Source organism: Taibaiella chishuiensis (assembly GCF_003014535.1).
Lineage (GTDB): Bacteria > Bacteroidota > Bacteroidia > Chitinophagales > Chitinophagaceae > Taibaiella > Taibaiella chishuiensis.
This window is the reverse complement of sequence record NZ_PYGD01000011.1, coordinates 49,716-73,922: the sequence shown is the minus strand read 5'-3', so window position 1 is coordinate 73,922 and position 24,207 is coordinate 49,716. Positions and strand designations below refer to the sequence as shown.

Sequence of the window (24,207 nt, the reverse complement as noted above, 5' to 3'; positions counted from 1 at the left end):
CGTAGCGCCCTGGGCAGGTTTGAAGGTGCGCTTAACGGGGGCGGTTAACGGTATTCCGTTTTTACGTCCTGCAGGATGGTCGCTTTAGCTTACTTTTGCAGCAAAATTGGAATACGCAGTATGACCGGGAAGGTTATTTATTTTGAGGAACAGGAAGTGTCGGGAATAGCCATGCCGGAGCGGTTTACCTTTCCCTTTTATTATGATCCGCACCCCTTGGCTGCTATTGCGGCGGAGGGGCTGAAACAGTACCTGGGCGCTCAATCCGGGCTCGATCATAATTTCGGCCTGGACCAGGATGTGCAGGAAATGGCAATTGGCAAGATGTTCGGCGTATTGGTGGTACAGGATAAGGAAGGGAGACTGGGTTATTTGTCTGCCTTCTCGGGAAAACTGGCCAATTCCAATAACCATCCCCGTTTTGTACCGCCTGTTTTTGATATGCTGGCCGAAGGTAGTTTTTTCCTGGAAGGACAGTATATCCTCAACGATATCAACCGGGAGGTTAAAGCACTGGAAAATGACGAAAGTTATATTGCCCTGCAACAGGAACTGGAAAGCCTGTCGGTACAAACGGAAAAAGAAATAGCTGCTTTTAAAGAGGAGCTCAGGATTAATAAACAGGACCGCAAGCGGCAGCGCCGGGAACAAAAGGCCTGCCTGTCGCCCGAAGCCTACGAAGAGTTTGAGGCACTGATGGTCAGGTCCAGCCTGCATGATAAACACCGTCTGGCGGTGCTCCAGGCCTCCTGTGCCGGTAGCCTCAACGAGTTGCAGCTCCGGCTTGCTCCATGCAGCGATCGTATAGAGGCGCTCAAAAAAGAACGCAGGGAACGGTCGGCCGCATTGCAGCAACAGCTTTTCGAACAGTATGCTTTCCTGAATAAGGATGGACAATTGAAGAGCCTGCATGCTATTTTCAGCGAAACGGTTTTTGGTGTGCCGCCCGCAGCCGCCGGCGAATGTGCCACGCCTAAATTGCTGCAATATGCTTTCCTGCAAGGTTACAAACCCCTTGCCATGGCGGAGTTCTGGTGGGGCGCCCCGCCCAAATCGGAGATCAGGGTGCATGGCCGGTTCTATCCTGCCTGTACCGGCAAATGCAAACCCATACTCAAACATATGCTGGAGGGTATCGAACTGGATGAAGATCCGATGTTACATAACCCCGGCTCATTTAAAACACTGGATGTCGTTTTTGAAGACGAAAGTTTCGTTGTGGTTAACAAGCCCCACGGCTTGCTTTCCGTACCAGGCATCAATATCAGCGATTCGGTTTACACCCGGTTGAAACAACGGTTTAAGGATATCGAACCACTGATCATTCACCGGCTGGATATGGCCACCTCGGGTTTGCTGGTGGTTGCCAAAACCAAAGCGGCGCATAAGCATATCCAGCAACAGTTCCTGAAACGTACAGTACACAAGCGTTATACGGCCTTGCTAAGCCGGGAGATAACAGGCGAAGCAGGCGAGATCAGCTTGCCCCTGAGGGGCGACCTGGATAACCGGCCCAGGCAATTGGTTTGTTTTGAATTCGGGAAAAAGGCCGTTACCCGCTGGCAGGTGGTATCCCGTATGGAAGGACAAACGAAAATACACTTCTGGCCGCTTACCGGGCGTACGCATCAATTGCGGATGCATGCCGCACACGAACAGGGGCTACACGCCCCGATTGTGGGCGACGACCTGTACGGAACACCGGCTGCGCGTTTATACCTGCATGCAGCCTTGCTCGAATTTATCCACCCGGTATCCGGTGCAAACATGCGTTTCCTGGTCGAAGAAGATTTCTAAATCCTGGTCATAGCGTCCCGCTATGACTTTGTTTTGTTGTCCAGGTCGTAATGCCGCGCTGCGATGCTCACTCTTTTTATACTCCACGCTAGTGGTGGCGTTCCGCTGGGGGCATGTTTACCGTTTATGATAATGATGTGCCACACACCCCGATGAGAAGGCCCGGGTGCTTACCAGCTTTAGGTCAAGGTTATCTTTCAGGCTACCGTCGGCGAACAGGCGTCTTCCCCGGCCGATAATTACCGGGTGTACGACGAGGTAAAACTCATCGATAAGTCCTGCGCTTGCCAGTTCCGGCAGCATACTTACCGTGTCCACCGAAATCTTTTTACCGGGCAGTTGTTTCAGCTGGCGCAAGGCTTCGGCCGGGTTATTGCGTACGATTTGTGCTTTGTCATCTTTAAGCGTCAATGACCGCGACACGACAATGCGGTCGATAGCTGTAAGTGTTGCTGCAAACCGGTTTTCATCCGGTGTGCCCGATTGGTCCCTGGCTACATCGGCCCAATAAGGAAACATAAGCTCGTACATCACCCTGCCGAAAAAGAGCAGGTCCACATCGCGCATCATGTCGGTAAAGTAGTCGTGCAGCGTCGGGTCGGGATGGAAGAGGGTATGATCGCAATAGCCGTCTATACTGATATTCATGCCGAATGTTACGGTTCGCATAGCCTTCGTTTTTAAGTGTGATTAAGCAGGTCATAAAAGTAAACGATAGCATTGGATAAGATGCGGGCGCTCCCGGACAAATAAAGGGGCTTTCGAGTCAAAAGGTTCAGCCTGCAATTGCCCGTGATCTCAGGCATGCTCGCCGGGGTCCCCGCGGCCCGTCAGGGAGGAGGGTATAAAAAGCCCGGTAGCAGCGGGAGTCTATTACCGGGCAAGTGCTCAAAAAAATCGGATTAAACAGTCAGGGTCAGCACGGGCCGTTGATGCCAGTGTTGATCACCGAACAGCATACACCATTGGCATTATTAACGGTGTGGCACCTGGAATATTGCAGGGTAACGGTATGGCAAGGACCACAGGTGCCGCCGGAAACTGCAGGGTCATTGTACTCGGTCGCTCCTCCCAGGATCACATTTGACTGGTCCTTGTTCAGTGCTGCTATCGCTTGCTTTTGCAGGAATAACTTCGGATTTAAATCCATTTTTTTCTTTTTCATGACATGTAGTTTTTTGTAAATGCCCGATAATCCGGGCGCTTATACCACATATTACGCATCAAGCCTTACCGGTACAAGCGATAATGAGCAGGTGAGGCATATCAAGGAGTAAACAAGCCGGCCGGCGGGTAACTGTGCTTTTTTACTGGCATGATCAATGCCTTTGGCCTGTAGCGGGCTGCCCGGGCAGGTTTCTGTTGTTGTAACTTTACCTTGCATGATGCGGGGGCATTAAGGCGTATTAAAACATCAAAAGAAAAAGGTATCGGAAATCTGTGCTACGCGGTAATGTGGAAGTACGAAATAAAGGAGCAACAGTAAGATCAAGATACAGGCATTGGCAAGGAACTTCGCCCTGTTCCTAAAGAGCAATACAACGGTTTCTACTAAAAGAGCAAACATCAGGATAAAGAACAGGTAGAGTGGAACCAGGTCGAGGTCGTAAGCCTGTCTTTGATAATTATTTTCTGCGAATACAAAACAAAAGGTCAGATAGGGAACCAATAGGATTAAAACCCGGATCGTAATATGTTGTGCAATTTTTTTCATGACTTATATGCTTTGGCTGGCATGGTGTTTGGCCCATGTTCATCAGCGATCATTAACCGCAGGACTGCCGGTGTAGTTGCCATAGCGAATCGATTTTTTAGCAACAGGACTGCTGCTGCTGCTGCTGCTGCATCCCGCTAACACTTAGGCAGGAGCTGTCTCCTGACACGCATTTGAACTTAGTAAGGAGATAGCACCTGCTGTAAAAGTAATAATCCTGTAGGCTATACTTGCCTATTATTTATTGGTATTCGTATACAGGCGCTTTGTCTTGTGCAGATCCGGGCACCCGGTGCTGTTTTCGCGGGCTTCCTGTGATTTTATGTGTACCATAGGTACTACGCCACGTACTACGCCGGGCGCCAGCTGTATCCTTTCCGTTGGTCCGCACCGGTGCTCAACTTGCCTGGGCCCGGCCCCCGGCCTGAAATGTTGTAACACTAAAGCAAACCCTGCTCTTGTTTAATGCGTCAGCGCTGTATATGCCTAAGCAACCTGGGTATCATCGCTATCGCGACCAAAACGATCCAGGAAATCAAGATATAATGGCACACTCCTTTCGATCCACGCTTCTGTAGGCGCAAACGTCATGCCGTAGTAGGCAAAAAGCGGCCTGTAATCGGCTTTTATGTAGTCGAATAACGCTTCAAACGGACGGGTCAGTTCTTCAAGGGTATATTTGAAAATTGTACCATGCTGTAAATGCTCTTCCTTCAAGCCCAGGGAAATAGCCAGCGCCACTTTTTTACCCGTAAACTTAAAGCCGCTGCTACTGCCATATGCCCAACCACGGGTGAGTACTTCGTCAAACCACTTTTTCAACAACGCAGGCGAATGGTACCAATAGTAAGGAAATTGAAAAATGATCCGGTCATGTTCTTCAACCAGCTTTTGCTCTGCTTTGATATCAAATTGCTGATCAGGATATACCTTATGCAATTGGTGTATGCGGTACTGCTCCGGGAATTTTTCTAATGCTTTAAGCCACCTTTTGTTGATCACGGAGTTATCCATATCAGGATGTGTGACGACAATCAATGTTTTCTTCATTTTTAAAGTATATTTTGTTGGTAAGTAATGTGGGCATATCTATTACAGGAGTCCGGCGTTCAAATGTGCAACCTGTAAGCTCCTTATCGGTATACCTCTTTGTTTTTGACAGGACAAAATTAGTAAGCCGCCTGTGCCGCCTGTGTCATCAGCGGTTCAAAAAACATCGGCTAAAGTCCAACCGGCGGCCCTGTTAAGCCGACTGCCTTCCCTCTCAAATTGCGCGTTGATACCCCGTCGAAATCGTATAGCCGGGCATGATCTGAATAGCGTACAAAAAAAGTCCATGATATCCTGAGAATCCTCCATTCCCTGCTCCGGCAGATCAGTTCACCTTTGTTCCAGAAAATGATTTGTGTTTTTTAAATCTTCAAAATCTGAGCAAAATGTCTGTTTCTGATTTATTTAAACCCCTTACCATGCTACATGGTCCGGCAATGAGCAACCGTTTTATGCTGGCGCCTTTAACCAGCCAGCAGAGCGAATATGATGGTACCGCTTCCGAATACGATCAATTTTGGATGAAGCAATTGGCGCAAAGCGGTTATGGGTTGATCCAGACCAGTGCTGCCACGGTCGAGGCGGGGGGTATTGCTTTTGAGCGCCAGTTGGGCATCCACAGCGATGCGCAGCTTCCCGGCCTTACCGAAATGGCCCGGGTGGTACGGGAGGGTGGTGCACTTTCGGCAGTGCAACTGCACCATGCCGGACACCGTGCAAAGCCAGCAATTGGCGGCATACCGGCGCCGGCGTCCGGTAAAACCCTGCCCGGGGTAGAGGCTATAACGACCGAGGAAGTGGAACGTATCCGCGACAGCTTTATTGCAGCTGCAAGAAGAGCGCAGGCTGCAGGTTTCGATGGCGTTTCTGTTCATGGTGCTTTCGGATGGATCCTTTCGGAATTCCTGTCGCCCAATCTGAACGATCGTAAGGACAAGTATGGCGGCAATCTGGAAAATCGTTCCCGTTTTACCCTGGAAGTAATCGAAGGGATCAGGAAGACCTGTGGGCCTGACTTCCAGATCGGTTGGCGGCTATCGGTCGAACGTTACGGACTCCGGTTGGAAGAGTTGCGGGAGCTTACTGCCGATATCTTTGACCGCGAACTGATCGATTACCTGGACCTGGCTTTATGGGATTCCGCGCAAGTGGTCCGGGAGGGCAGTTTTGCCGGCAAAACCATGTTAAGCGTTTTTACCGGGATACCACGGAAGGGTGTCCGCTTGGGTGTGGCAGGGAAGATCATGACGGCCAGGCGTGCAGCTGAACTGTTGGACGAGGGTTGCGATTTTGTCCTGATTGCCAGGGCCGGCATTCTCCAGCGAGACTTCCCCTTACAGGTGCAGCAAAATCCCTTGTACGAAAGTCCCAAACTTCCGGTTACCGCAGCATACCTGAGAGAAGGTGGCCTGAGCGAACGGTTTATCGAGACCATGCGGGGCTGGCAGACTTTTGTTGTTCCGGGCTCGAAGTGACGGTGTATATACCGCAGTGGAAAAAGTACAAAATCTCCATGATTTAGTAAAAATCATCCATGTTTTAAAAGCAGCCACGGCGCCATCTTTGCAAAGTGAAAATTGATAAGAAGGTCATGGACCAAAATTCAAAAAAACATGGCTGTTTCACGAACATTAAAAATAAAACTTTTAAAAAAATGAAAAAGACTGCAATTGTTATCCTTTCTGATCCTAAGGCTGGTTCGGAAGAATCACTCGGACGCGTATTTAACGCTTTAGCATCGGCCTATGAATTTAAACATGCGGGAGAGGATGTGAAAATCATTTTCCAGGGTACCGGTATCCGTTGGCCGGAGTATCTTGAAAAACCTGAACACCCGGTTCATGCACTTTATTCGGAAGTAAAAGATCACGTACATGGCCTGTCTAAAGGTTGTGTGGCCGTATTCGGAACCGAAGTTTCCGGTTACGAACTGTTACATGACAACGAAGTGCCCGGTACGCCCGGCCTGCCAAGTCACCTGAGCTTAAGGAAAGAAGGTTACGATATCCTGGTCTTCTAGTAAAGGTTTCCGGCTGTGCGCCATGGTGTACAGCCGGAAATTTACTGTAATTAAGAATCGGCTAATTTTGGGTAAATTAGCTTAGGCTGAACGGAGTGCCACTCCAATGAAAAACGAAATGTAATGATGACGAAAAAAGATGATCAGTATTATATGCAGCAATGCCTGGACCTTGCAAAAGATGCACTGGCATCGGGTAATCCGCCGGTCGGCGCTGTGCTGGTACTAGACGGCGCGGTAATCGGAAGGGGCACCGAATCGGGCAGGACAAGCGGCGATATTACCAATCATGCCGAAATACTGGCGGTGCGCGATGCGATCGGGCATGGCTTTGGCGGACAGCTCCACCAATCGGTCATGTACACTACGCATGAGCCCTGCATTATGTGCTCCTATGTGATTCGCCACCATAAAATCTCCGAAATCGTCTATGGAAGCGCGGTTGCTCATGTTGGCGGTGCAAGTTCGAAGTTTGATCTGTTAACCACAGTCGATGTGCCCAAATGGGGGAATAGCCCCAAGGTTAGGGCCGGGATGTGTGCCCGGGAGGCTATGCTCCTGAGCGAACAATTCGATACATTAATCAAACCTTAAAGCATTATGTTGTCCCAATCGGTTTATACCCTGGTTAACCAGCAGAACGGCGATCTTGCTTTCAAGCTGTTCGAGTTTGATAATAACAGTTATTTCGACCATATCCAGCGCAATAATTATTTCAGCCTGGTCCTCGTTACTTCGGGCGAGGGTACTGCGAAAGTAGACCTCTGCGATTACCGTTTTAAAGAAGATACCCTGTTTGCGTTTTATCCCTATCAGCCCTTCATGTTGCAGTCGAAAAAGCAACTGATGGGCATTGCGCTACAGTTTCACCACGATTTTTTTTGTATTTACCGCCACCACCAGGAAATCGCCGCTAACGGCATCCTGTTCAATAATGTTTACGAGCAGCCTTTTATTTGCCTGGACGAGGATAGTAAAAGCAAGATCTTATACCTTATCCGCGGCATAGCAAGCGAGCTGAGGGAGGAAGGTTTTAGAAAAGACGAGGCGCTTGTGGCCTACCTGAAAATATTGCTGGTAACAGCCACCAGGCTCAAGCTCGAACAACAAACCCTCCAGGATGCTGAAAGCGGTGCCGGCAAGCAACAGTTTTTAATCCAGAACTTAAAAAACGCTATTGAAGACAATTTCCGCACCAGGCATTCGGCCAGCGAATACGCGAGTATGTTGCACCTGACGCCTGCTTCGCTTGCACGCATCACCAAAAAACATTTCAATAAAACACTGTCGGACCTGATTACCGAACGGATCATTATCGAGGCCAAACGGGAGCTGTACCTGACCGATAAAACGGTTAAGGAAATCGCCTATGAACTCGGCTATGATGATGAATTTTATTTCAGCCGGGTATTTAAAAGCAAAACCGACACCTCCCCGCAGTTTTACCGCAATACGATAGGGTTCAACAGGGGCGCTATCTGATGGTATAATCCTTGTATTGTAGGAAGATGTCCATTGTCCGTTGCCCAATCATTTTATGCATGTCCGGCCACTGTGCGCAGCCTGATATTTGCCCCTGAAATAAACTGTAGCTTATGAAAGATCTGAACTGCGGTAAAATAATAAAGGAGAGTCCGCAGGTGTTATCCTGGAACCAGGATGTTTTCCTGATGAGTTATCTCCGGTATGAAGACGTGTTCCGCGCAAATATGTGTGTGCACATGAACCACATCGGGATCGTTTTGCAGGGGCAGAAAGAAATTTTAGGTAAAGACAGTAAAACGGTAGTGCCTGCCGGCGCCGGCTTTTTCATGAAAAAGGGGGCGTACCTGGTTACCGATACCATTACCGATCCGGGTAAAGGTTATGAGGCAATCGTGATCTTCTTCTCTGATGAATGGTTAAGCGGGCAGTTTGAGGCGATATCGGCTTGTTCAAAGTACGTATCTCCTGAACAGGGCGGCCAGCCTCCCGGCGACAGCACATTGCTTGCCAAAGATGAACTGATGCATGTTCTTGCCCTGCAGCTTAAAACATGGCTGTGTGTAAATACGACCCCTGAACGTTTACGCGACCTTTTGCCGAAAAAAGTACTCGAACTGTTCCAGGTATTGATTTCCGCTCCCGGTGGACAATATTTCGAGCGACAGTTGCGCAGCATGGATAGGCACGTAAATCCCGGCCTGGTACAGCTCAAGGAGCGCTATTACCAGGAGCACATTTCCCTGGAGCAATATGCCTTCCTGGCCAATTGCAGCCTCTCCACGTTCAAACGGAAATTTACGCAGACCTTCAAAACAAATCCCGGCAAATGGATTATGCAGCGCAGGCTGGAAGCCGCATACGAACTCCTGGTTTCCTCGGATAAAAATGTAACGGAAATCGCCTACGAGACCGGGTTCGAGACACCGGCCCATTTTATAGCTTCTTTTAAACAGAAATACCACCTTACGCCCAAGCAGCTACAGCAAAGAGTTTAAATACGATGATATGCTTTCTGCGACTGCCTTTGGCCTTTTTATGAAATAGCATAAGCCAGGTCTGCTGTATGAACTAAACAATGAAACCCGCTACCAGAGCGGGTTTTATCGTTTAGTGAGGAACATGGCCCGGTTGGGGGCATGAGTTGTACATTAAGTGAATAGCAGTAGATGTGGTCCTAATTTGTTAAGCTTTAATGCTCTTATCTATGAGGAAAAATACATTGTATCCCAAAAAAAGCTGTTCTGTCCCAGATATTTCCGGTTATAACATACGCTTTTCATCTTTGCGCTACCTATAAGCAGTACGCCGAAAATGCTAATCAGAGTAGGCAATCATCTTAATCCCAAAAAAACAAAAAATGAAAACAAAAATGAAACTCGGACTGGCCCTGGCCGCCCTGTTCAGCGTAAGTGCTGCATCGGCACAAAAGAATTCATTGGCCGCTGGCGGTACCTTAAAAGCCGGGGAGAAATTGACTTCTGCAAATAATGCCTACATGCTGAGAATGCAGGAAGAAGATGGTAACCTTTGCATCTACAAAATCGAAAACGGGAAACAGGGTGCATTTGTGTGGTGTACCATGAAGCATGGTTTTAAAAATGCAAAATTGATCATGCAGAACGACGGAAATTTAGTTGTTTATGACGGCAACAGTAAAGACCAGTGGTCTTCTCAAACGCAGGGCTACTACGATGCCAAATACCGGGATCCCCAATATAAACCGGTAAAAGTAGTTTTGGAAAATGACGGTGCGTTAAAACTCTACACCGCAGCCGGACAAGTGGTTTGGACCAATAAATAACTGTCCCTGGAATCGCTCTCGGAGAGGCTGCCTGCTTAAGGCAGCCTCTCTTGCTTGTACCTGCCCCGATACTTGCGTTACCCCAATGTACAGGATGCAATAAGGCGCACCTGTCTTACAACAGGTACGGATAACGGTAGGGTAAAAAAATGTGATTAGGCAGTTCGCCCGTTCTTTATCCTATACGGCAAATCATATCGATGTGCTCTATGTAGTTCCTTGATACAGGAATGACTTCTCCTTTAACAACGAGGCTCTTTATATTGAATTTATCGATCTTGGTCTTGTTGACGATAAATGCCCTGTGGGTTTGGACAAATAGGGAAGGGGGTAGCGCTTCCAGTATTTGCTTGATCGAAGACCGGCTTTTATACACCTTATTATGAGCGCGGGACAGCAGGTAATTGCCCTCTGCTTCGATATAGTCAATTTCATCTACGAAAAGCTCTACATAATAGGCGCCGTCTTTTACGCGCATCGAAGGCCTGTTTGTTTCCTGCTTGGCGAACTTTTGAATGACTAATTGTACTGTGGTAAGCAGGTCGATATTTTTAAAGGGTTTGGTAAGATAGGCCTGGGGAACGGTGGCTATTGCTTTAGTCACGATTTCATTTACATCGTAAGCCGTCAGGTACAAGAAAGGTATGCAGTAGATTTTTTGCAGTTGTTCGCCTATGCTTATGCCATCCTGTTCCTGTTCTCCCAGGTTGATGTCCAGGATAGCAAGCGTTACCTTTTCCTTTTTCAATATTTCAAATGCCTCCCTGGCATTTTTCGCTTCCAGGACCTGGTAGCCGGTTTCAGCAAGAATTTTTTTGGAAAGCCTCCTGTTTAAAAAATCATCTTCTACGAGTAATATTGTTTTTGTTTCCATGATTGTCATCATTTAAAATGGAGGGTAAGCTCAAAGCCATTGCCGGGGCTGCTTTTAGCGGTAGCGTCCAGTTGCCCTATCAGCCCTTTAATGATCTCCATGCCGAGTCCTTTTTCGCTATGCTTATTAAAATCAAAACCGCGTCCATTATCTGCATAGTACAGGATGTTTTTTCCTGTTGCTATATCCTGGCCGAGCGTAATATGGATCGTGCCGGTGTGCCGTTTCACAAATGCGTGTTTCATACTGTTACTCACCAACTCTACGATAATGAGCCCTACCGGTAATGCCTTCTCGATTGACATCTGCGCTATGGTGCAGGTAACATCCATGCTTATTTTCTTGCGTGGGGTGTCGTAAGAGTCTTTCACCAATTCAGAAAGATCAAGGATATACTTTTCTAGATCCACTTCATTCACATGCTCCGAAACATTCAGCTTTTTATGCAGCAATGCCATGGAGTGAATGCGGTTCTGGTTGCCCCTGATCAGCTCGTCTATATTGTTGAAGTTGACCGATTCCTTCTGCAGTTCCAGTATGCTGATGACATGCTGCAGGTTGTTCTTTACCCGGTGCTGTAATTCGGACAACAGTACCTGCTTTTGCTCCAGCATTTTCATCAGCTCTTCAACCTGTTTGCGGATGACCTTATTCTGGATATTGATCTTCCTGTTCTTCCTGATCAGCAAAAAAGAGGCGGTTGCTATGACCAGGAGTAAGAGGATGATAAAGGCAAGTTGGCGGTCCTTACTTTTTATAATGGCCTGTTTCTTGTCGTTTTCATACTGCTCCGTTACCTTCTTTATATTCGCTGCCTTTATACTATCGTTGGCTGCTACGTAGGCATCATGATATTTACGAAAATAGTAGTAGGCAGAATCGACCTTTCCTAAGGTGTCAAATAATAAATATCTTATTTTAAAAGATTGAAAATTTGCGGGCAGGGCGTTGTTGTTGAAAATCCATAAAGCAGAATCATTGTATTGGCGCGCTTTGTCGTTATCGCCGCGCAGCAGGTATTTATGCGCAATATTATTGTACATACTGGACGCACGGTAATAATCATTCAGTTCCAGGAAACCATATGCTGCAAGCGAAGCATATTTTACCGCCCCTTCCAGATCATGCTTTGGTAATAATATACCCAGCAACAGGCAGCCATCCAGGTAGTCCCGTTTATTCTTATATACCCGGGCATAGTTAAATCCCTGGGTGGCAAAATATAAGGCCGTATCTTTTTGTTTTACGAAACGATAATAGGACGATACCCGGATACAATAATGACTGTATAAGCTTTCCAGGTGCTGTTGCTTATAAAGGCGGTGCGCCCGGCCCAGGTAGGTTTTGCACAAATCAAACTCGTTTGAAAGTTCATAAACAAGTGCAGCCATCAGGCAGGCCTCATATTCGATTTCGAAAAAGTGGAGTTTTTCCGCCGCTTCAATAACGTCGAGTGCGGCTTTAAGTGCGTTGCTCTCTTTTTTATTTTCCTTATATAAATAAGCCTTGTTGAGCAGTAACCTGAGCTCGCTTTCCCTGAGCTCGTGCCTGGAACCGCTTTGGATGATCGAATCGTACAAATGATCCAGTTGCTTTTCGCCTGCTTCAAAATTTCTATATAAAATCAGGCTGTCGATCCTGGCTACCTGTTGCTGTATGGACAACCGCTGGGCGAACAACGCATGTACTCCCATCAACGACCCTATTAATAACGCATATTTTGGTTGCACAGCCCGTAAAAGTTAATGTTTCTATAAAGAAACAGCACGAATATAAAAAAAGTACTTTTGAAAAAGACTGATTTTGGGATAAAAGGAGATTTTTAGGGATAAAATGATCCGGGTAGGAATTTTTACCGCCGTTGTCGGTGTTGTCACCAACAACAAAGGAGGGCCTGAATGTAAGTTGTAATAAACACAAAAAAGCCTCACATCTGTGAGGCCTTCGCGGAGAGAATATGTTTACCACTTCGCATAAGGGAGAAACACCCTTCCACTAATTTAACGCCGTTGTTGGTGTTGTCACCAACAACAAAGGAGGGCCTGAATGTAAGTTGTAATAAACACAAAAAAGCCTCACATCTGTGAGGCTTTTGCGGACTGGACGGGACTCGAACCCGCGACCTCCGCCGTGACAGGGCGGCATTCTAACCAACTGAACTACCAATCCAAACTTTTATATTTCAACGCTTTAAACGTTGCTTTCGCTTTCGAAAGGAGTGCAAAGATAAGGGGGCAGTTTTAATTCGCCAAATCTTTTTTTGCAATTATCGCAATGCAGAGCCTACCCTCAGAAATTCCATACCCACGCGCATTTACAGGTAAAAGAAATGCCCTGCAAAAGATTGCAGGGCATTGAATAGCTTAGGAAACCCGGGCGCTTAGTAAGCCGCGGTATATTTACCGTCGAAAGAGCCGGAGGTCATCTTATCCCAGGTTACGCCGAAGTCTTCGCTGCGGTAGATGCCTTTATTGGTACCGATGAACACATAAACACGCGTTACGTCGTTTTTATAAACATTCTTTTTTACAGCCATGCTGTAGATGCTCATGTTTTTTTCGAGGCCTACGTTAGAGGCTACGAAAGTGCCGTTCTGTACCCGGAACACACCAGACGAATCGGTGCCGACCAGGAAGCTCTGTCCGCCTGTAGGTGAAGCGGCACAGTTCCAGTGACGGTTAAAGGGCAGTTCGCCTTGTCCGAAACGGAACCAGTGTACACCCTGGTCTTCGGTATACCATACGCCACCCAGACCCGCATAGTCGGTCAGGAAGAGGGTATTGCTGTTGGAGCTGAGGTAATAGCTTGGCCCGTCAACCGGGAAGAGGCCTTCTGCCGTAACCGGCCTCCAGTTGGCGCCGGCATTGTCTTTGCGGAAGGTTACATTGTTCAGGTTCGAATAGGCAAACATGATATTGTCGCCCAGCGCTGCAAAGCTGGATACCTCGAACACCGGTGGGATACCGGCATCCCAGTTGATATCGTCCTGGAAGGACATGCCCTTGTCGCTGCTTATCGCGATACCTTTACCGGCATTGCTGGTGGTGTATACGCGATCCTGGCCCAGGCAGTAGTATACCGAACTCTGCCAGGGGAATTTTTTTACATTGGTATAAGCCGGATTGAAATTTTTACCGTTGTTGGTGCTTACATGCAGGTTCTGCTTCAGGAAAAGCAGGTTCTTGCCGGCAGTAAGAATTGCGCTCGTTGCATACCCGTCCGGTGGGAAAATACTGGAAAATGTTTCCCCGTCATTGGTATTGATCAGCCAGCCTTCGCTGTTTGCGGCGTAGAAACTGTAGGGTGTTTTAACCACCTTGTCATTATCAATGCCTAATGCACTTTCTTTTTTACAGCCCTGGAGTGCTGTCAATGAAATTAAAGACGCTAATAAGACGGAAGGTAGAAATCCTTTCTGCATGTACCTAAATTTTTCTCAAGATTATAAAAAAATGTTTAAATCTCAAAGCAAAGACAGCTAAAAATAAAATTTCAGTTGGGTAAGCGCCCATCCTTCTAAAAGGCTTGCCTGTTGCCCTAAAACGAAGATGCTGCTACGGTGATAGCAGCATCTTCCTGTTTTGTATGGGGAAATGATCTTTATTTCCCGGTGAAAACAGCCGCTCTTTTTTCGAGGAAAGCAGCGGTGCCTTCTTTTTTATCTTCAGTACCGAAGCTGTCGCCGAAAGCTTTTACTTCGTTGCTCAGGCCGGTTTTGCTGGCGGTGGCCGCTTCGTTAACGAGGGCAATGATCTTGCCTACAGCCAGGGGCGCTTTGCCCTGGATCTTAAGCAGGATCTCGCGTGTTTTGGGCAGCAGTTCTTCGGCGGTAAATACGTGATTAACCAGGCCCAGGGTCTTGGCTTCGTCGGCTTTGATCATGTCTGCGGTCATCAGCAGTTCCATGGCTTTGCCTTTGCCGATCAGTTGTACCAGGCGCTGGGTGCCACCGTAACCTGGTATCAGGCCCAGGTTTACTTCGGGTTGTCCGAACTTGGCATTTTCGCTTGCCGTACGGAAATGACAGGCCATAGCCAGTTCGCAGCCTCCACCCAGGGAGAAGCCGTTTACGGCAGCAATAATAGGCTTAGGTGCATTTTCAATTTTACTGAACACTTTATCCTGGCCTACCTGTGCCAGTGCTGCGCCGCCCTGGGCATCGAGGTCGGTGAACTCGGTAATGTCGGCGCCGGCAACAAACGATTTCGCGCCTTCGCCCGTGAGGATTGCAGAACGGATCTCGGGGTTGTTGTACACTTCTTCCAGGGCCTGGCCCAGCTCGGCGATCACATCTTTATTGAGCGCGTTCAGTTTATCGGGACGGTTGATGGTAATGGTGTATATACCTTCGCTTAAGTCGGTTTTAATCGTTTGATACATTGTTGAAATTGCTTTATAATTATTTTCAGGAAGGTGGTTGCACCTTTTTAACGAAGCCAAAAATAATGTTATTGAAGGAAAAAGACGTAAAAAAACCTTGCCGTATTCCGTGGCAAGGTTTTTTTTAATAGCTCCCGCGCAAAAACGGTTAGCGGATCAGGGTCAGATCGCCTTTGATCGTTTGCTCATAATTGTCGGGATACCCAAGGTGGATGAAGTAGTAGTATACATCGGCATTGGCGGGTTTGCCGCTTACGGTCCCGTCCCAGCCCCGCGCCGGGTCTGAGGTTTCGAATACCAGTTTGCCCCAGCGGTCGAATACCTGGAAGGCCAGCAGTTTCTCGAATTTCAGGTGCTCGATCCGGAAGATGTCGTTAAGCCCGTCGCCGTTGGGCGAAAAGGCATTGGGTACCAGTATGGGGTTCCGGAAGTCGACATGTACCCAGGCGGTATCGGTAGCCAGGCAGCCGTAACTGTTGGCGCCGGTTACCACATAGGCTGTATGGTTCTTTGGCGTAGCTACAGGGTGCACCGAAAAGGCATCGTTGAGCGTACCCGAAGGAGACCAGGAATAGGCCGTACCACCGGTTGCCGAAAGGTAAGCCTGGTCGCCGTAACGTACGGTGGTATCTGCCGGGAAGGCCTCGATCACCGGCAGCGGGTTTACGGTAATGTCGGTCTGCAGGGTGTCTTTACAGCCGTCGCTATTGGTAACGACCACATAATAGGTCGTAGTACCCAATGGCGGCAGGGCCTGCGGGTTGGGACAGGTATGGCAGCTGAGCGTAGCGGGTACGCCGGTCAGCGAAGGATTGTCGTACCAGTTATAGGTGCTGCCGGCCGAGGCGGTCAGCTGCAGCGGGTCGTGCAGGCAGGTCTCGCCCTGCAGGGGCTGCAGGCCGCCGTGGAAAGGTACCACCTTGATCGTAGCCGAGTCGCGGATATAACAGCCATTAGCATCGACCGTGGCGAGCACGTAATAATTGATGGCGGCAGGCATATTGGCTTGTGTATTCAGGTTGCCGGGGTTTTGCACACCGCTGCCGGTCCATTGATAGCTGAAGCCACCTGCCGGTGGCGGCGCATTGTTGATGCCGTAGAGGTTTACGGCGCCACCCTGGGTACAGATGGTTGTATCGGGCAAGGCTTTTAACAGGCCGTTGAAAGAGTTTACTTTAAAGTCGATATAGCTGCCGGGCAGCAGTATGCGGCCGCAGCTGTCGATCAGGGAATTGCCGTCGGTGCCGATAGCCGATATTATTTTGTACAACCCGTCTACGGCAATGGGAGCGCTCAGGGTTATTTTTACCTTCTGCGTAAAACCGCCGGGCACACAACCCTGGCCTGTGGCAGAGGCGACATAAACGGCCGAGGGGCCGGTAATGGTAAAGTCGGAACCATTGGCTGCTATTGAATTACAGGCAGCCGGGGTGTTCAGGTTTACCGACAGCACCTGGCAGGCCGGCGAGTCTACAGAAGCCATCACGATAGGATCGATACCCACATGGAAGTTAAGCGAATCGGGCAGGGCCAGGGGCGAGTTGCAAAGTCCCAGCAGGGTATTGCCGTCAGTGCCGGTCCTGGCATGCAGGGTATAGTCGCCGTTGGGCAGGATACCGTTAAAGGTGATCTTGATCTTATTGGTGTATCCCGAAGGGCTGCTGCAGTTAATGCCCGATACGCTCTGTATTGTTCCGGAAGGGGTCAGGTAAAAGTCGCTGGCATCGGCTGCGATAGAGTTACAATAAACATTGTCGCTGAGCTTGAGGGTAACCTCGTGCGAAAGGTCGCAATAAGGCAGTATTTCCTGGAAGGCGGGCGGCGGCGGTTGGTTAAAGGTAGCCGTACTACCCGTAAAGTCGATGGTGAACCCCGATACCGGGCCGCTGAAGCCCGTGCCGAAGTTGTTGATCATAATCAGGTATACATCGCCGGCATTGGCATTGATCTGCTGCAGGTAAGAGCCGCCGGTGGCCCCCGAGGTGGTAAACGGGATGGTGGACGTGCTGTTGAGGCCGATCTGCCCGTTTACATTACTGCCCGGCACGGTATTATTGTTGAAGTTACAACGGATAACCGGTGCAGTGCTCAGGTCGCTGCAGTCGTGGTTGGTCATATCGACGATGGCGAAATCGTAGTCGTCTGTTACCGTGGTAGGCGAGATCACGAATACGATAGAGCCGGCGGTATTGATCTTGAGCCGCAGCCACATTACATTGCCTTCGCCGCCGAAGCAGGGTGTATTGGGCAGGTCGCTTACCAGGCCAATGCCCTGGTAACCATAAGGAGAGGTAAAGGTATTACCGCAAAGAACAAGGGCATTACAGGCATCCTGTTCGGGTTGGTTAGGAGGTAATAATTGGGCGTGTAACCCGGGCAATCGTAACAAAACAAAAAAAACGAGAAGGGAAAATAGACGTTTGCTCATGCGGTATTTGGTTTTTGCTGGTTAGTGGATGGTGAAAACAAAAAAACAAACTCATGTGCTACCGGACCTGGTGCCTGTGCTATATCCTCAAAGACTCATGCTTTTACAGAATGGGTTGGGCTTAAAGTTAGCGAAATTTAGACTTTTTTGCAATTTGTTCCAACAAGGGAAAGCCTGGATTTTTAAGGTGTTGATCTGTATGCGATTACTTTTACTGCCCTGTTTTGTACCGGCGACCGGGCCTTGCAGAGGGCCCTGTTCACGTTAATTTGCAGAAAATAAGTACCAGCCTGTTAATTGTAGCTGAAAACCAGGGAGAATTCTTTTATTTTTACGGCCTCAAACTTAAAACGGAGCATGAACTTAGAATTTAATAAGAATGACGATGCTATGCGTTTAGCTATCAGTCAGATGAAACAACGTTTTGCAAAAATTGAAGAGGGTGGAGGCAAGAAGGCCATGGAAAAGGCCCGTGCCAAAAATAAAATGGCCCCGCGTGAGCGTATCCAGTATCTGATCGATAAAGATAGCAGGTTTGTAGAGATCGGCGCCTTTGCAGGCTACGATATGTATAAAGAAGAAGGCGGATGCCCGGCCGGTGGTACCGTAGCCGGTGTGGGTTATGTAAGTGGCCGCCAGTGCATTATTGTGGCCAACGACAATACCGTAAAAGCCGGGGCCTGGTTCCCCATTACCGGCAAAAAGAACCTGCGCCTGCAGGAGATCGCTATGGAAAACCGCCTGCCGGTAATCTATATCGTAGACAGCGCCGGGGTATACCTGCCCATGCAGGACGAAATTTTCCCGGATAAAGAACACTTCGGCCGTATTTTCCGCAACAATGCGCAGATGAGCGCTATGGGTATTACCCAGATCGCCGCCGTAATGGGCAGCTGTGTTGCCGGTGGGGCTTACCTGCCCATTATGAGCGACGAAACCCTGATGGTGGAAGGCAACGGATCTATCTTCCTGGCCGGCCCTTACCTGGTTAAGGCGGCTATCGGCGAAGATGCGGATGCCGAATCGCTGGGCGGCGCTAAAATGCATACCGAAGTAAGCGGTATCGCCGACTATAAATTTGAAACCGAACAGGAATGCCTCGACCAAGTACGCCGTATTATGGACAAGCTGGGTGAGCAGCCCCGCGCCGGTTTCGACCGCGTAGCTCCCGCAGCGCCCCAAAAAGATACCAAAGAGATCTACGGCATCGTATCGGTCGATAATGCTAAACCTTATGATATCGTAGAAGTGATCGAGCGCCTGGTCGACAATTCGGAGTTCGACCAGTTTAAACAGGACTATGGCAAGACCATCGTATGCGGTTATGCCCGTATCGAAGGCTGGGCGGTCGGTATTGTGGCCAACCAGCGTACCATCGTGAAGAGTGGTAAAAAGGAAATGCAGCTGGGTGGCGTAATTTACAACGACAGCGCCGACAAGGCCGCCCGTTTTATCCAGAACTGCAACCAGAAAAGGATACCCCTGGTGTTCCTGCAGGATGTAACCGGCTTTATGGTCGGTACCCGCAGCGAACAGTCCGGCATTATCAAAGACGGCGCCAAACTGGTTAACGCTGTGTCCAACTCCGTTGTGCCCAAAATTACCATCGTAATCGGTAACAGCTACGGCGCCGGTAACTATGCTATGTGTGGCAAGGCCTATGATCCGCGCTTTATCTACGCCTGGCCCAATGCCAAGATCGCGGTAATGGGTGGTGAACAGGCCGCCAAAACATTGCTGCAGATCCAGGTTGCAGCCCTGAAATCCAAAGGCGAAACCATAGAGCCGGAAAAAGAAAAAGAACTGTTGCAGAAGATCACCGATCGCTATAACGAACAGACTTCGGCGTATTATGCCGCTGCCCGGCTTTGGGTAGACGAGATCATCGATCCGGCCGATACCCGTAAAGTGATCTCCGAAGGTATCGCTGCCGCCAACCATGCACCGATCGTGCAGGAATGGAAAGGCGGTGTATTCCAGGTATAACGCATATACAATACACGATCATAACGAAACGGCCTGCACACTTGGTGCAGGCCGTTTTTTGTGCAGGATAACAGGTCCTGTTTATTCTTTTACAAACTGGATGCGGGTGCTGTTCAGCTGCAGGATATAGGTGCCGGCCGCCAGGCTGTTTACAGGCAGGGTATACTCATTGCCGGCGTCGATACCGGCGGGCAGCGGCTGGTCGATCACCTTACGGCCCATCAGGTCGGTAACGACGATCCTGGAACCGGCAGCAATGTTTATACCGGCATCGATGCGCAGCCGGCCATTACGTACCGGGTTTGGCGACAGGCTGATGTTGTTCCTGCTTGCGCCATCGATACGCAGTGTGCGGGAATAGGTAAACCGCCCGTTGGTCTCGTTGATTTTTAAACGGTAAAATAAAACAGGGCTTTGTGTGGGCGCGGCGTCGAGGTAGCTGTAGGCCTGCTCATCGCCCCGGTTGCCGGTAACAACGGCGCCGGCCGGTTTAAAGGTGCTGCCATCTTCCGAACGCTCGATCTCGAAACGGCTTATGCGCTGCTCGTTGGCCGTAACCCAGTTCAGCTGGTTGCCGGCTGCGGTTGCGCTGCCTTTAAAAGAAAGCAGGTCGAGCGGCAGCGGGCTACCCGTGCTGCCTACACCAAAGGGCGAGAAGCTGGTAATGCCCGAGCGGGAAATAAAATAAGGGTTGCCGCCCAGCGCGGCGCCGGGTGTAACGGTTTGCCACAGGCCGCCGGTAAAATGGGAAATGGCACAGTTATTCCGGTCAAACCCGCCAGATTCGTTGTTCTCATTCCAACTCAGCTGCATATTCACCACCGAGCCACCGGCCACGGCTTCGGACAGGAACCAGGTTTTATTAACAACATTCAGGGCAATGGGCGAGCCGCTGCCATTGTTGCCGCTGTAACTGCCGTAGGCATTGTCTTTTACGATCGCCGTAAAGTTATCGGCAGTGCCGCTGTTGGCAATGATCAGCGGGGTATACGAAGTGGCGGAGCTGCCCAGGGGGAAGGTAACATTGCCGGTTCTGCCACCGGTGCCTATATTCTGGATCGTCATAGCGCCGTTATTCGTAGTGGCGACAAAGGATGTGGCATTGGCGCCGGTCGTGGTACCGGTATTGGCCAGGGTCAGGCTATTACCATTCAGGGAAAGTACCCCACTGGTCAGGGTCAATACTCCGGTGATACTGGTATTACCGGCCAGGGTCTTGCCGGCGGCGCTGTTCATCTGGAGGTCTTTATAGGTGCCGGAGGGCAGGGTTTGCGCTGCTGCGCCCGAAAGGATGATTTTGCCGGCCGAACCGTTCAGCGTGCCGCTACCCGAAATCGTACCTTTTATATCCAGTACATTGGTGGTGCCGGTAAAGGACAGGGTGGCGCCGCTGTTGATGGTCAGGTTGTTGCAGGTGGCACTGTTGATATTAACTACCGGCTGGTTACCACCACTGTTAATGGTCACATTGGTGGTCGCTGAGGGTACCTGGCCGCAGTTCCAGTTGTTGGCGTTGTTCCAGTCGCTGTTGGTCGAGCCGTTCCAGGTGCCATAGGCATTTACGGTAAGGGTAGCGTCGTTGCTCGTAGCGTTGGGGGCAATGCCGCCGGTTACCACACAGCGGTACTGGTAGCCGTTTAAGGCAGTGGTCGGGTTGTTGATGGTAAGCGTAGCGGTAGTTTCATTATCGTAGGTGCTGTTGCTTGGTACATTGGCATAAACGCCCGCTGACGAGCTGCGGTATTGCCACTGGTAGCTGATCGCATTATTGGCCACTACGGAGAAGGTGGTGTTGGCCGCGTTTTCGCAAACGGCATGCGAACTGGGCTGCGTAGTAATGGTAGCCGCAGATTGAGCGGTACCCGTAACATTGATATTGTCGATATAGCTGCCGCCGGTGCCCGAAGGAGCGGTGCTGGCCACAAAGCGGATATACACATTCGCCTGGTTGTTACAGGCCGTTGGCAGGCTAATGTTGTATACTGACTGTGTGCCGCCGAGGTTGATAGCCGATCCGAAATCGTTGAAAGGACCAGCTGCTGCCGTGGCATACTGGGTTTTGAAATTTTGTTGTCCCAGCGAAAAGGCGCCCAGCAGGAAGCTCACGTTAAGGCTGCCATAGTTGACGGATGAGAAATTGATCTGGAAGTAGTTGCCCATGCTCCAGCCGTTGGCCAGCAGGATTTGCCCGGTGGAGGTGCCGGCATCGGTTATGACCACACTGCTCTGGCCTACAGCGGTTAGTTGCTTGCCATTATTCATAGGCAGGTAACTGGTGGCCGATACAGGTGGACCGAAAAAAAAGTCTTCCCATTTAACGAGTGAAGTCTGGGCATGCAGGTTGACGCCGAGGGCAATGATTGCGAGCAGGGTACAAAATCCCCTACCCACAACACGAAGGTGTGTAGTGTTTTTTTTCATAATTGCGTTTTTGGTTTGAAGAAATTACCGGGGCAAGATAACGAGGAAATAACCACTTGATCCCGCAACAGGCGACTTTAACAAGGTTAAAATTTTAGGCAAAAGCAAGGCTCCCCGCGGTTTTGAGGCGGGTAATGCATAGGAGAAGCAGGAAGGAAACAGGAACCTACCGGATTTCGCCCGGAATGGTACGGCGCCACAGGAAGAAAAGCAGTACGCCCAACAGGCCGCCTACCGAATCGGCATATACATCGTACATATCGTAGGAGCGGCCCGAAGTGATGCCGCTGCCCTGGATCAGCTCCACACCGTAGCCCAAAGCAACAGATGCCAGGAAAACCACCAGCCCGGTGCAGGGTACAGCCCGTTTGCGGGTGCACAACCACAGGAAGCTAAAACCGCCGAAGAGTACGAAATGTACCCATTTGTCGATAAAAGGAATACGGACATCCGGTACCTCGCGGCCCGGTATAAAACAGGCCACCAGGATGAGCAGGGTCCATAAAACGGCAAAAAGAATGGCCCGGTTTTTGTTTGCGGTAAAGAAGAAAAATATTTGTTTCATAAGATCCGTTATAGGAAACCGGGCGCCTCCCGGATGGGGGAATAAAGCACAATGGTCGTCTTACTGTTGTGGTGTGCCGGCTGCAAATATACGGATCACAGCATCGCTTACGCCCGCCTGCTCCAAAAGCGGCGCCTGAATTTTTACTTTATCTTTGTCGCCGTTATGCCAAAAAGTCTTCGTGTTGCGCTTGTTCTTGTGTTGGGATTACTCCTGTCCCTGCCGGTGGCGGCCCTGCCCAAAAATGGCGAGCTGAAATATACTTTCGACTTCAACAACCGCTGCAGGCAGGCCTACCAGGCTATGATTGCGCTGCGTATAGCGGATGCCAACCGCTTATTGCAGGACGAGCAGCGCGACAACCCGGAAAACCTGATCCCCGTGATGCTGGCCAACTACGACGATTGCCTTACACTTTTGTTTAATGGCAACGCGGCCGAATACAAGGCCCGTAAGGCTAACTTTTCGAAACGGCTCGATATGCTCGAAAAAGGCGATCAGCTTTCCCCATGGTATAACTATTGCATCGGCAGTCTTTATTTTCAATGGGCCGCCGTTTATATCCGTTTCAACGAAAACTTCTCGGCCGGTACGGCTTTCCGCAAATCCTTCCTTACCCTTAAGGACAACCGCAAGAAATTTCCCGATTTCCGCTATAACCAGGTACTGCTGGGCGTAGAAGAAACCGTGGTCGGCACCATACCCGACAGTTACAAATGGATTACCAATATCCTGGGCATGCGGGGCGATGTGAAAAGAGGCGTGGGGCAGATCGCCGACTTCCTCAATCACCGCGATGGCAGCGCTTCGGTATTAAGGGAAGAAGCCATATTCTACTATTGCTATCTTAAGTTTTTCCTGCTTTCCGACCAGAAGGCCGTATGGAAATACCTGGACGAAAGCGACCTGGATATGCGGAACAATCACCTGTATGTTTTCCTGAAGGCCAACCTGGCGCTTAACGACAACAAAGCCGCAGTGGCCGAACAGGTGCTGAGCGGGCGCAGCCAGGTGGCCGGTTACCTGCAGGCGCCCATCTTCGATTACCAGATGGGGGTGGCCCTCATGCAGAAGACCGATGAGGACTGTCTGGGCTATTTTCAACGCTTCCTGAATAAATATAAAGGCAACCTCTTCGTGAAAGACGCCTACCAGAAAATGGCCTATTATTGCCTTTCGGTAGGCAACCTGCCACAGGGCATCGTTTACAAGAACAAGATCCTGCAAAGCGGCACCGCGCAGACCGATGCGGATAAACAGGCCCAGCGTTTTGCCGAAAACGTGCCCATGCCCAATCCTTTCCTGCTTAAGGCCAGGCTGCTCTGCGACGGCGGCTATTTCAGCCAGGCGCTGGGCGTGCTGAAAGGCAAGCGGGCCGGCGACTTCCCGGATATCGCAGACAAACTGGAATTCAATTACCGCTACGCCCGTATTTATACCCTGATGGGGCAGCCCGAGCGGGCTATCCCTTTTTACGAAGCCACGATCAGGACCGGCAGCACGCGCCAGGAGCATTATGCGGCACGGTCGGCACTCGAACTGGGCCAGATTTATGAACAGGAGGGACAAAACGACAAGGCCATTGCCAGCTACCGGCAATGCATCAGCATGAAGAACCACGACTACAAATCGTCGCTGGACCAAAAAGCAAAAGCCGGTATTAACCGGCTTGGAGGAAAATCTTAA

Annotated in this window: 20 protein-coding genes and 1 tRNA gene; 9 read left to right on the top strand and 12 right to left on the bottom strand. The window is 49.8% G+C overall.

The features are described 5' to 3' along the window. The first annotated feature begins 120 nt into the window (after positions 1-120). On the top strand, positions 121-1,797 hold the full coding sequence (locus tag B0I18_RS21215) for an RluA family pseudouridine synthase (protein ID WP_106524760.1): 1,677 nt from the start codon (positions 121-123) through the stop codon (positions 1,795-1,797). 117 nt (positions 1,798-1,914) lie between these two features. Here the strand turns inward: B0I18_RS21215 and B0I18_RS21210 are convergent, their stop codons facing one another. From B0I18_RS21210 to B0I18_RS21195, 4 genes are all read right to left on the bottom strand, one after another. Next, positions 1,915-2,466 (bottom strand): dihydrofolate reductase family protein, encoded by a 552-nt coding sequence (locus tag B0I18_RS21210; RefSeq protein ID WP_106524759.1) that lies wholly within the window; start codon positions 2,464-2,466, stop codon positions 1,915-1,917. 247 nt (positions 2,467-2,713) lie between these two features. Next, positions 2,714-2,962, bottom strand: a complete 249-nt coding sequence (locus tag B0I18_RS21205; protein WP_106524758.1) for a class I lanthipeptide — start codon at positions 2,960-2,962, stop codon at positions 2,714-2,716. Between the two features lie 249 nt (positions 2,963-3,211). Further along, positions 3,212-3,511, bottom strand: coding sequence for a hypothetical protein (locus B0I18_RS21200; protein WP_106524757.1), 300 nt, complete (start codon positions 3,509-3,511; stop codon positions 3,212-3,214). A 486-nt stretch (positions 3,512-3,997) separates the two neighbouring features. Then, a complete protein-coding gene (locus B0I18_RS21195) occupies positions 3,998-4,561 on the bottom strand; it encodes an NAD(P)H-dependent oxidoreductase (protein WP_106524756.1) in 564 nt (187 codons plus the stop codon). 386 nt (positions 4,562-4,947) lie between these two features. Here B0I18_RS21195 and B0I18_RS21190 point away from each other — a divergent pair, with 386 nt between their 5' ends. From B0I18_RS21190 to B0I18_RS21165, 6 genes are all read left to right on the top strand, one after another. Further along, positions 4,948-6,036, top strand: a complete 1,089-nt coding sequence (locus B0I18_RS21190; RefSeq protein ID WP_106524755.1) for an NADH:flavin oxidoreductase — start codon at positions 4,948-4,950, stop codon at positions 6,034-6,036. A gap of 179 nt (positions 6,037-6,215) precedes the next feature. Further along, positions 6,216-6,581 carry a DsrE family protein gene (locus B0I18_RS21185; protein WP_106524856.1) on the top strand — a complete coding sequence of 122 codons (366 nt, stop codon included), beginning with the start codon at positions 6,216-6,218 and terminating at the stop codon, positions 6,579-6,581. A gap of 126 nt (positions 6,582-6,707) precedes the next feature. Beyond that, entirely contained in the window at positions 6,708-7,175 is a 468-nt protein-coding gene (locus B0I18_RS21180) for a nucleoside deaminase (protein ID WP_106524855.1), read from the top strand. Between the two features lie 6 nt (positions 7,176-7,181). Then, complete coding sequence (locus B0I18_RS21175) at positions 7,182-8,063, top strand: helix-turn-helix domain-containing protein (RefSeq protein ID WP_106524754.1); 882 nt, start codon at positions 7,182-7,184, stop codon at positions 8,061-8,063. Positions 8,064-8,176: 113 nt separating this feature from the next. Then, the gene (locus tag B0I18_RS21170; protein ID WP_106524753.1) at positions 8,177-9,061 is read left to right on the top strand and encodes a helix-turn-helix domain-containing protein; all 885 of its coding nucleotides are present in this window, start codon (positions 8,177-8,179) and stop codon (positions 9,059-9,061) included. Positions 9,062-9,423: 362 nt separating this feature from the next. Next, positions 9,424-9,867, top strand: a complete 444-nt coding sequence (locus B0I18_RS21165; RefSeq protein ID WP_106524752.1) for a hypothetical protein — start codon at positions 9,424-9,426, stop codon at positions 9,865-9,867. Positions 9,868-10,042: 175 nt separating this feature from the next. Here B0I18_RS21165 and B0I18_RS21160 read toward each other — a convergent pair whose 3' ends face one another. The 6 genes from B0I18_RS21160 to B0I18_RS21135 form a co-directional block, all read right to left on the bottom strand. Continuing rightward, the gene (locus tag B0I18_RS21160) at positions 10,043-10,741 is read right to left on the bottom strand and encodes a LytR/AlgR family response regulator transcription factor (RefSeq protein WP_106524854.1); all 699 of its coding nucleotides are present in this window, start codon (positions 10,739-10,741) and stop codon (positions 10,043-10,045) included. Positions 10,742-10,749: 8 nt separating this feature from the next. Then, a complete protein-coding gene (locus B0I18_RS21155; protein ID WP_106524751.1) occupies positions 10,750-12,435 on the bottom strand; it encodes a sensor histidine kinase in 1,686 nt (561 codons plus the stop codon). A gap of 401 nt (positions 12,436-12,836) precedes the next feature. Beyond that, a tRNA-Asp gene (locus tag B0I18_RS21150) sits at positions 12,837-12,910 on the bottom strand. A gap of 211 nt (positions 12,911-13,121) precedes the next feature. Beyond that, complete coding sequence (locus B0I18_RS21145; protein ID WP_146146829.1) at positions 13,122-14,162, bottom strand: sialidase family protein; 1,041 nt, start codon at positions 14,160-14,162, stop codon at positions 13,122-13,124. A 179-nt stretch (positions 14,163-14,341) separates the two neighbouring features. After that, the gene (locus B0I18_RS21140) at positions 14,342-15,121 is read right to left on the bottom strand and encodes an enoyl-CoA hydratase/isomerase family protein (RefSeq protein WP_106524749.1); all 780 of its coding nucleotides are present in this window, start codon (positions 15,119-15,121) and stop codon (positions 14,342-14,344) included. A 148-nt stretch (positions 15,122-15,269) separates the two neighbouring features. Then, positions 15,270-17,549 carry a T9SS type B sorting domain-containing protein gene (locus tag B0I18_RS21135; RefSeq protein WP_106524748.1) on the bottom strand — a complete coding sequence of 760 codons (2,280 nt, stop codon included), beginning with the start codon at positions 17,547-17,549 and terminating at the stop codon, positions 15,270-15,272. Positions 17,550-17,906: 357 nt separating this feature from the next. Here B0I18_RS21135 and B0I18_RS21130 point away from each other — a divergent pair, with 357 nt between their 5' ends. Then, the gene (locus B0I18_RS21130; protein ID WP_106524747.1) at positions 17,907-19,535 is read left to right on the top strand and encodes an acyl-CoA carboxylase subunit beta; all 1,629 of its coding nucleotides are present in this window, start codon (positions 17,907-17,909) and stop codon (positions 19,533-19,535) included. A gap of 81 nt (positions 19,536-19,616) precedes the next feature. On the opposite strand, the gene B0I18_RS21125 is transcribed toward B0I18_RS21130, so the two are convergent. Both B0I18_RS21125 and B0I18_RS21120 read right to left on the bottom strand, forming a co-directional pair. Then, the gene (locus B0I18_RS21125; protein ID WP_106524746.1) at positions 19,617-21,956 is read right to left on the bottom strand and encodes a T9SS type A sorting domain-containing protein; all 2,340 of its coding nucleotides are present in this window, start codon (positions 21,954-21,956) and stop codon (positions 19,617-19,619) included. 166 nt (positions 21,957-22,122) lie between these two features. After that, positions 22,123-22,521 (bottom strand): VanZ family protein, encoded by a 399-nt coding sequence (locus B0I18_RS21120; RefSeq protein WP_106524745.1) that lies wholly within the window; start codon positions 22,519-22,521, stop codon positions 22,123-22,125. A 165-nt stretch (positions 22,522-22,686) separates the two neighbouring features. Between B0I18_RS21120 and B0I18_RS21115 the strand changes: the two genes are divergently transcribed. Next, positions 22,687-24,207, top strand: a complete 1,521-nt coding sequence (locus B0I18_RS21115; RefSeq protein WP_181358568.1) for a tetratricopeptide repeat protein — start codon at positions 22,687-22,689, stop codon at positions 24,205-24,207.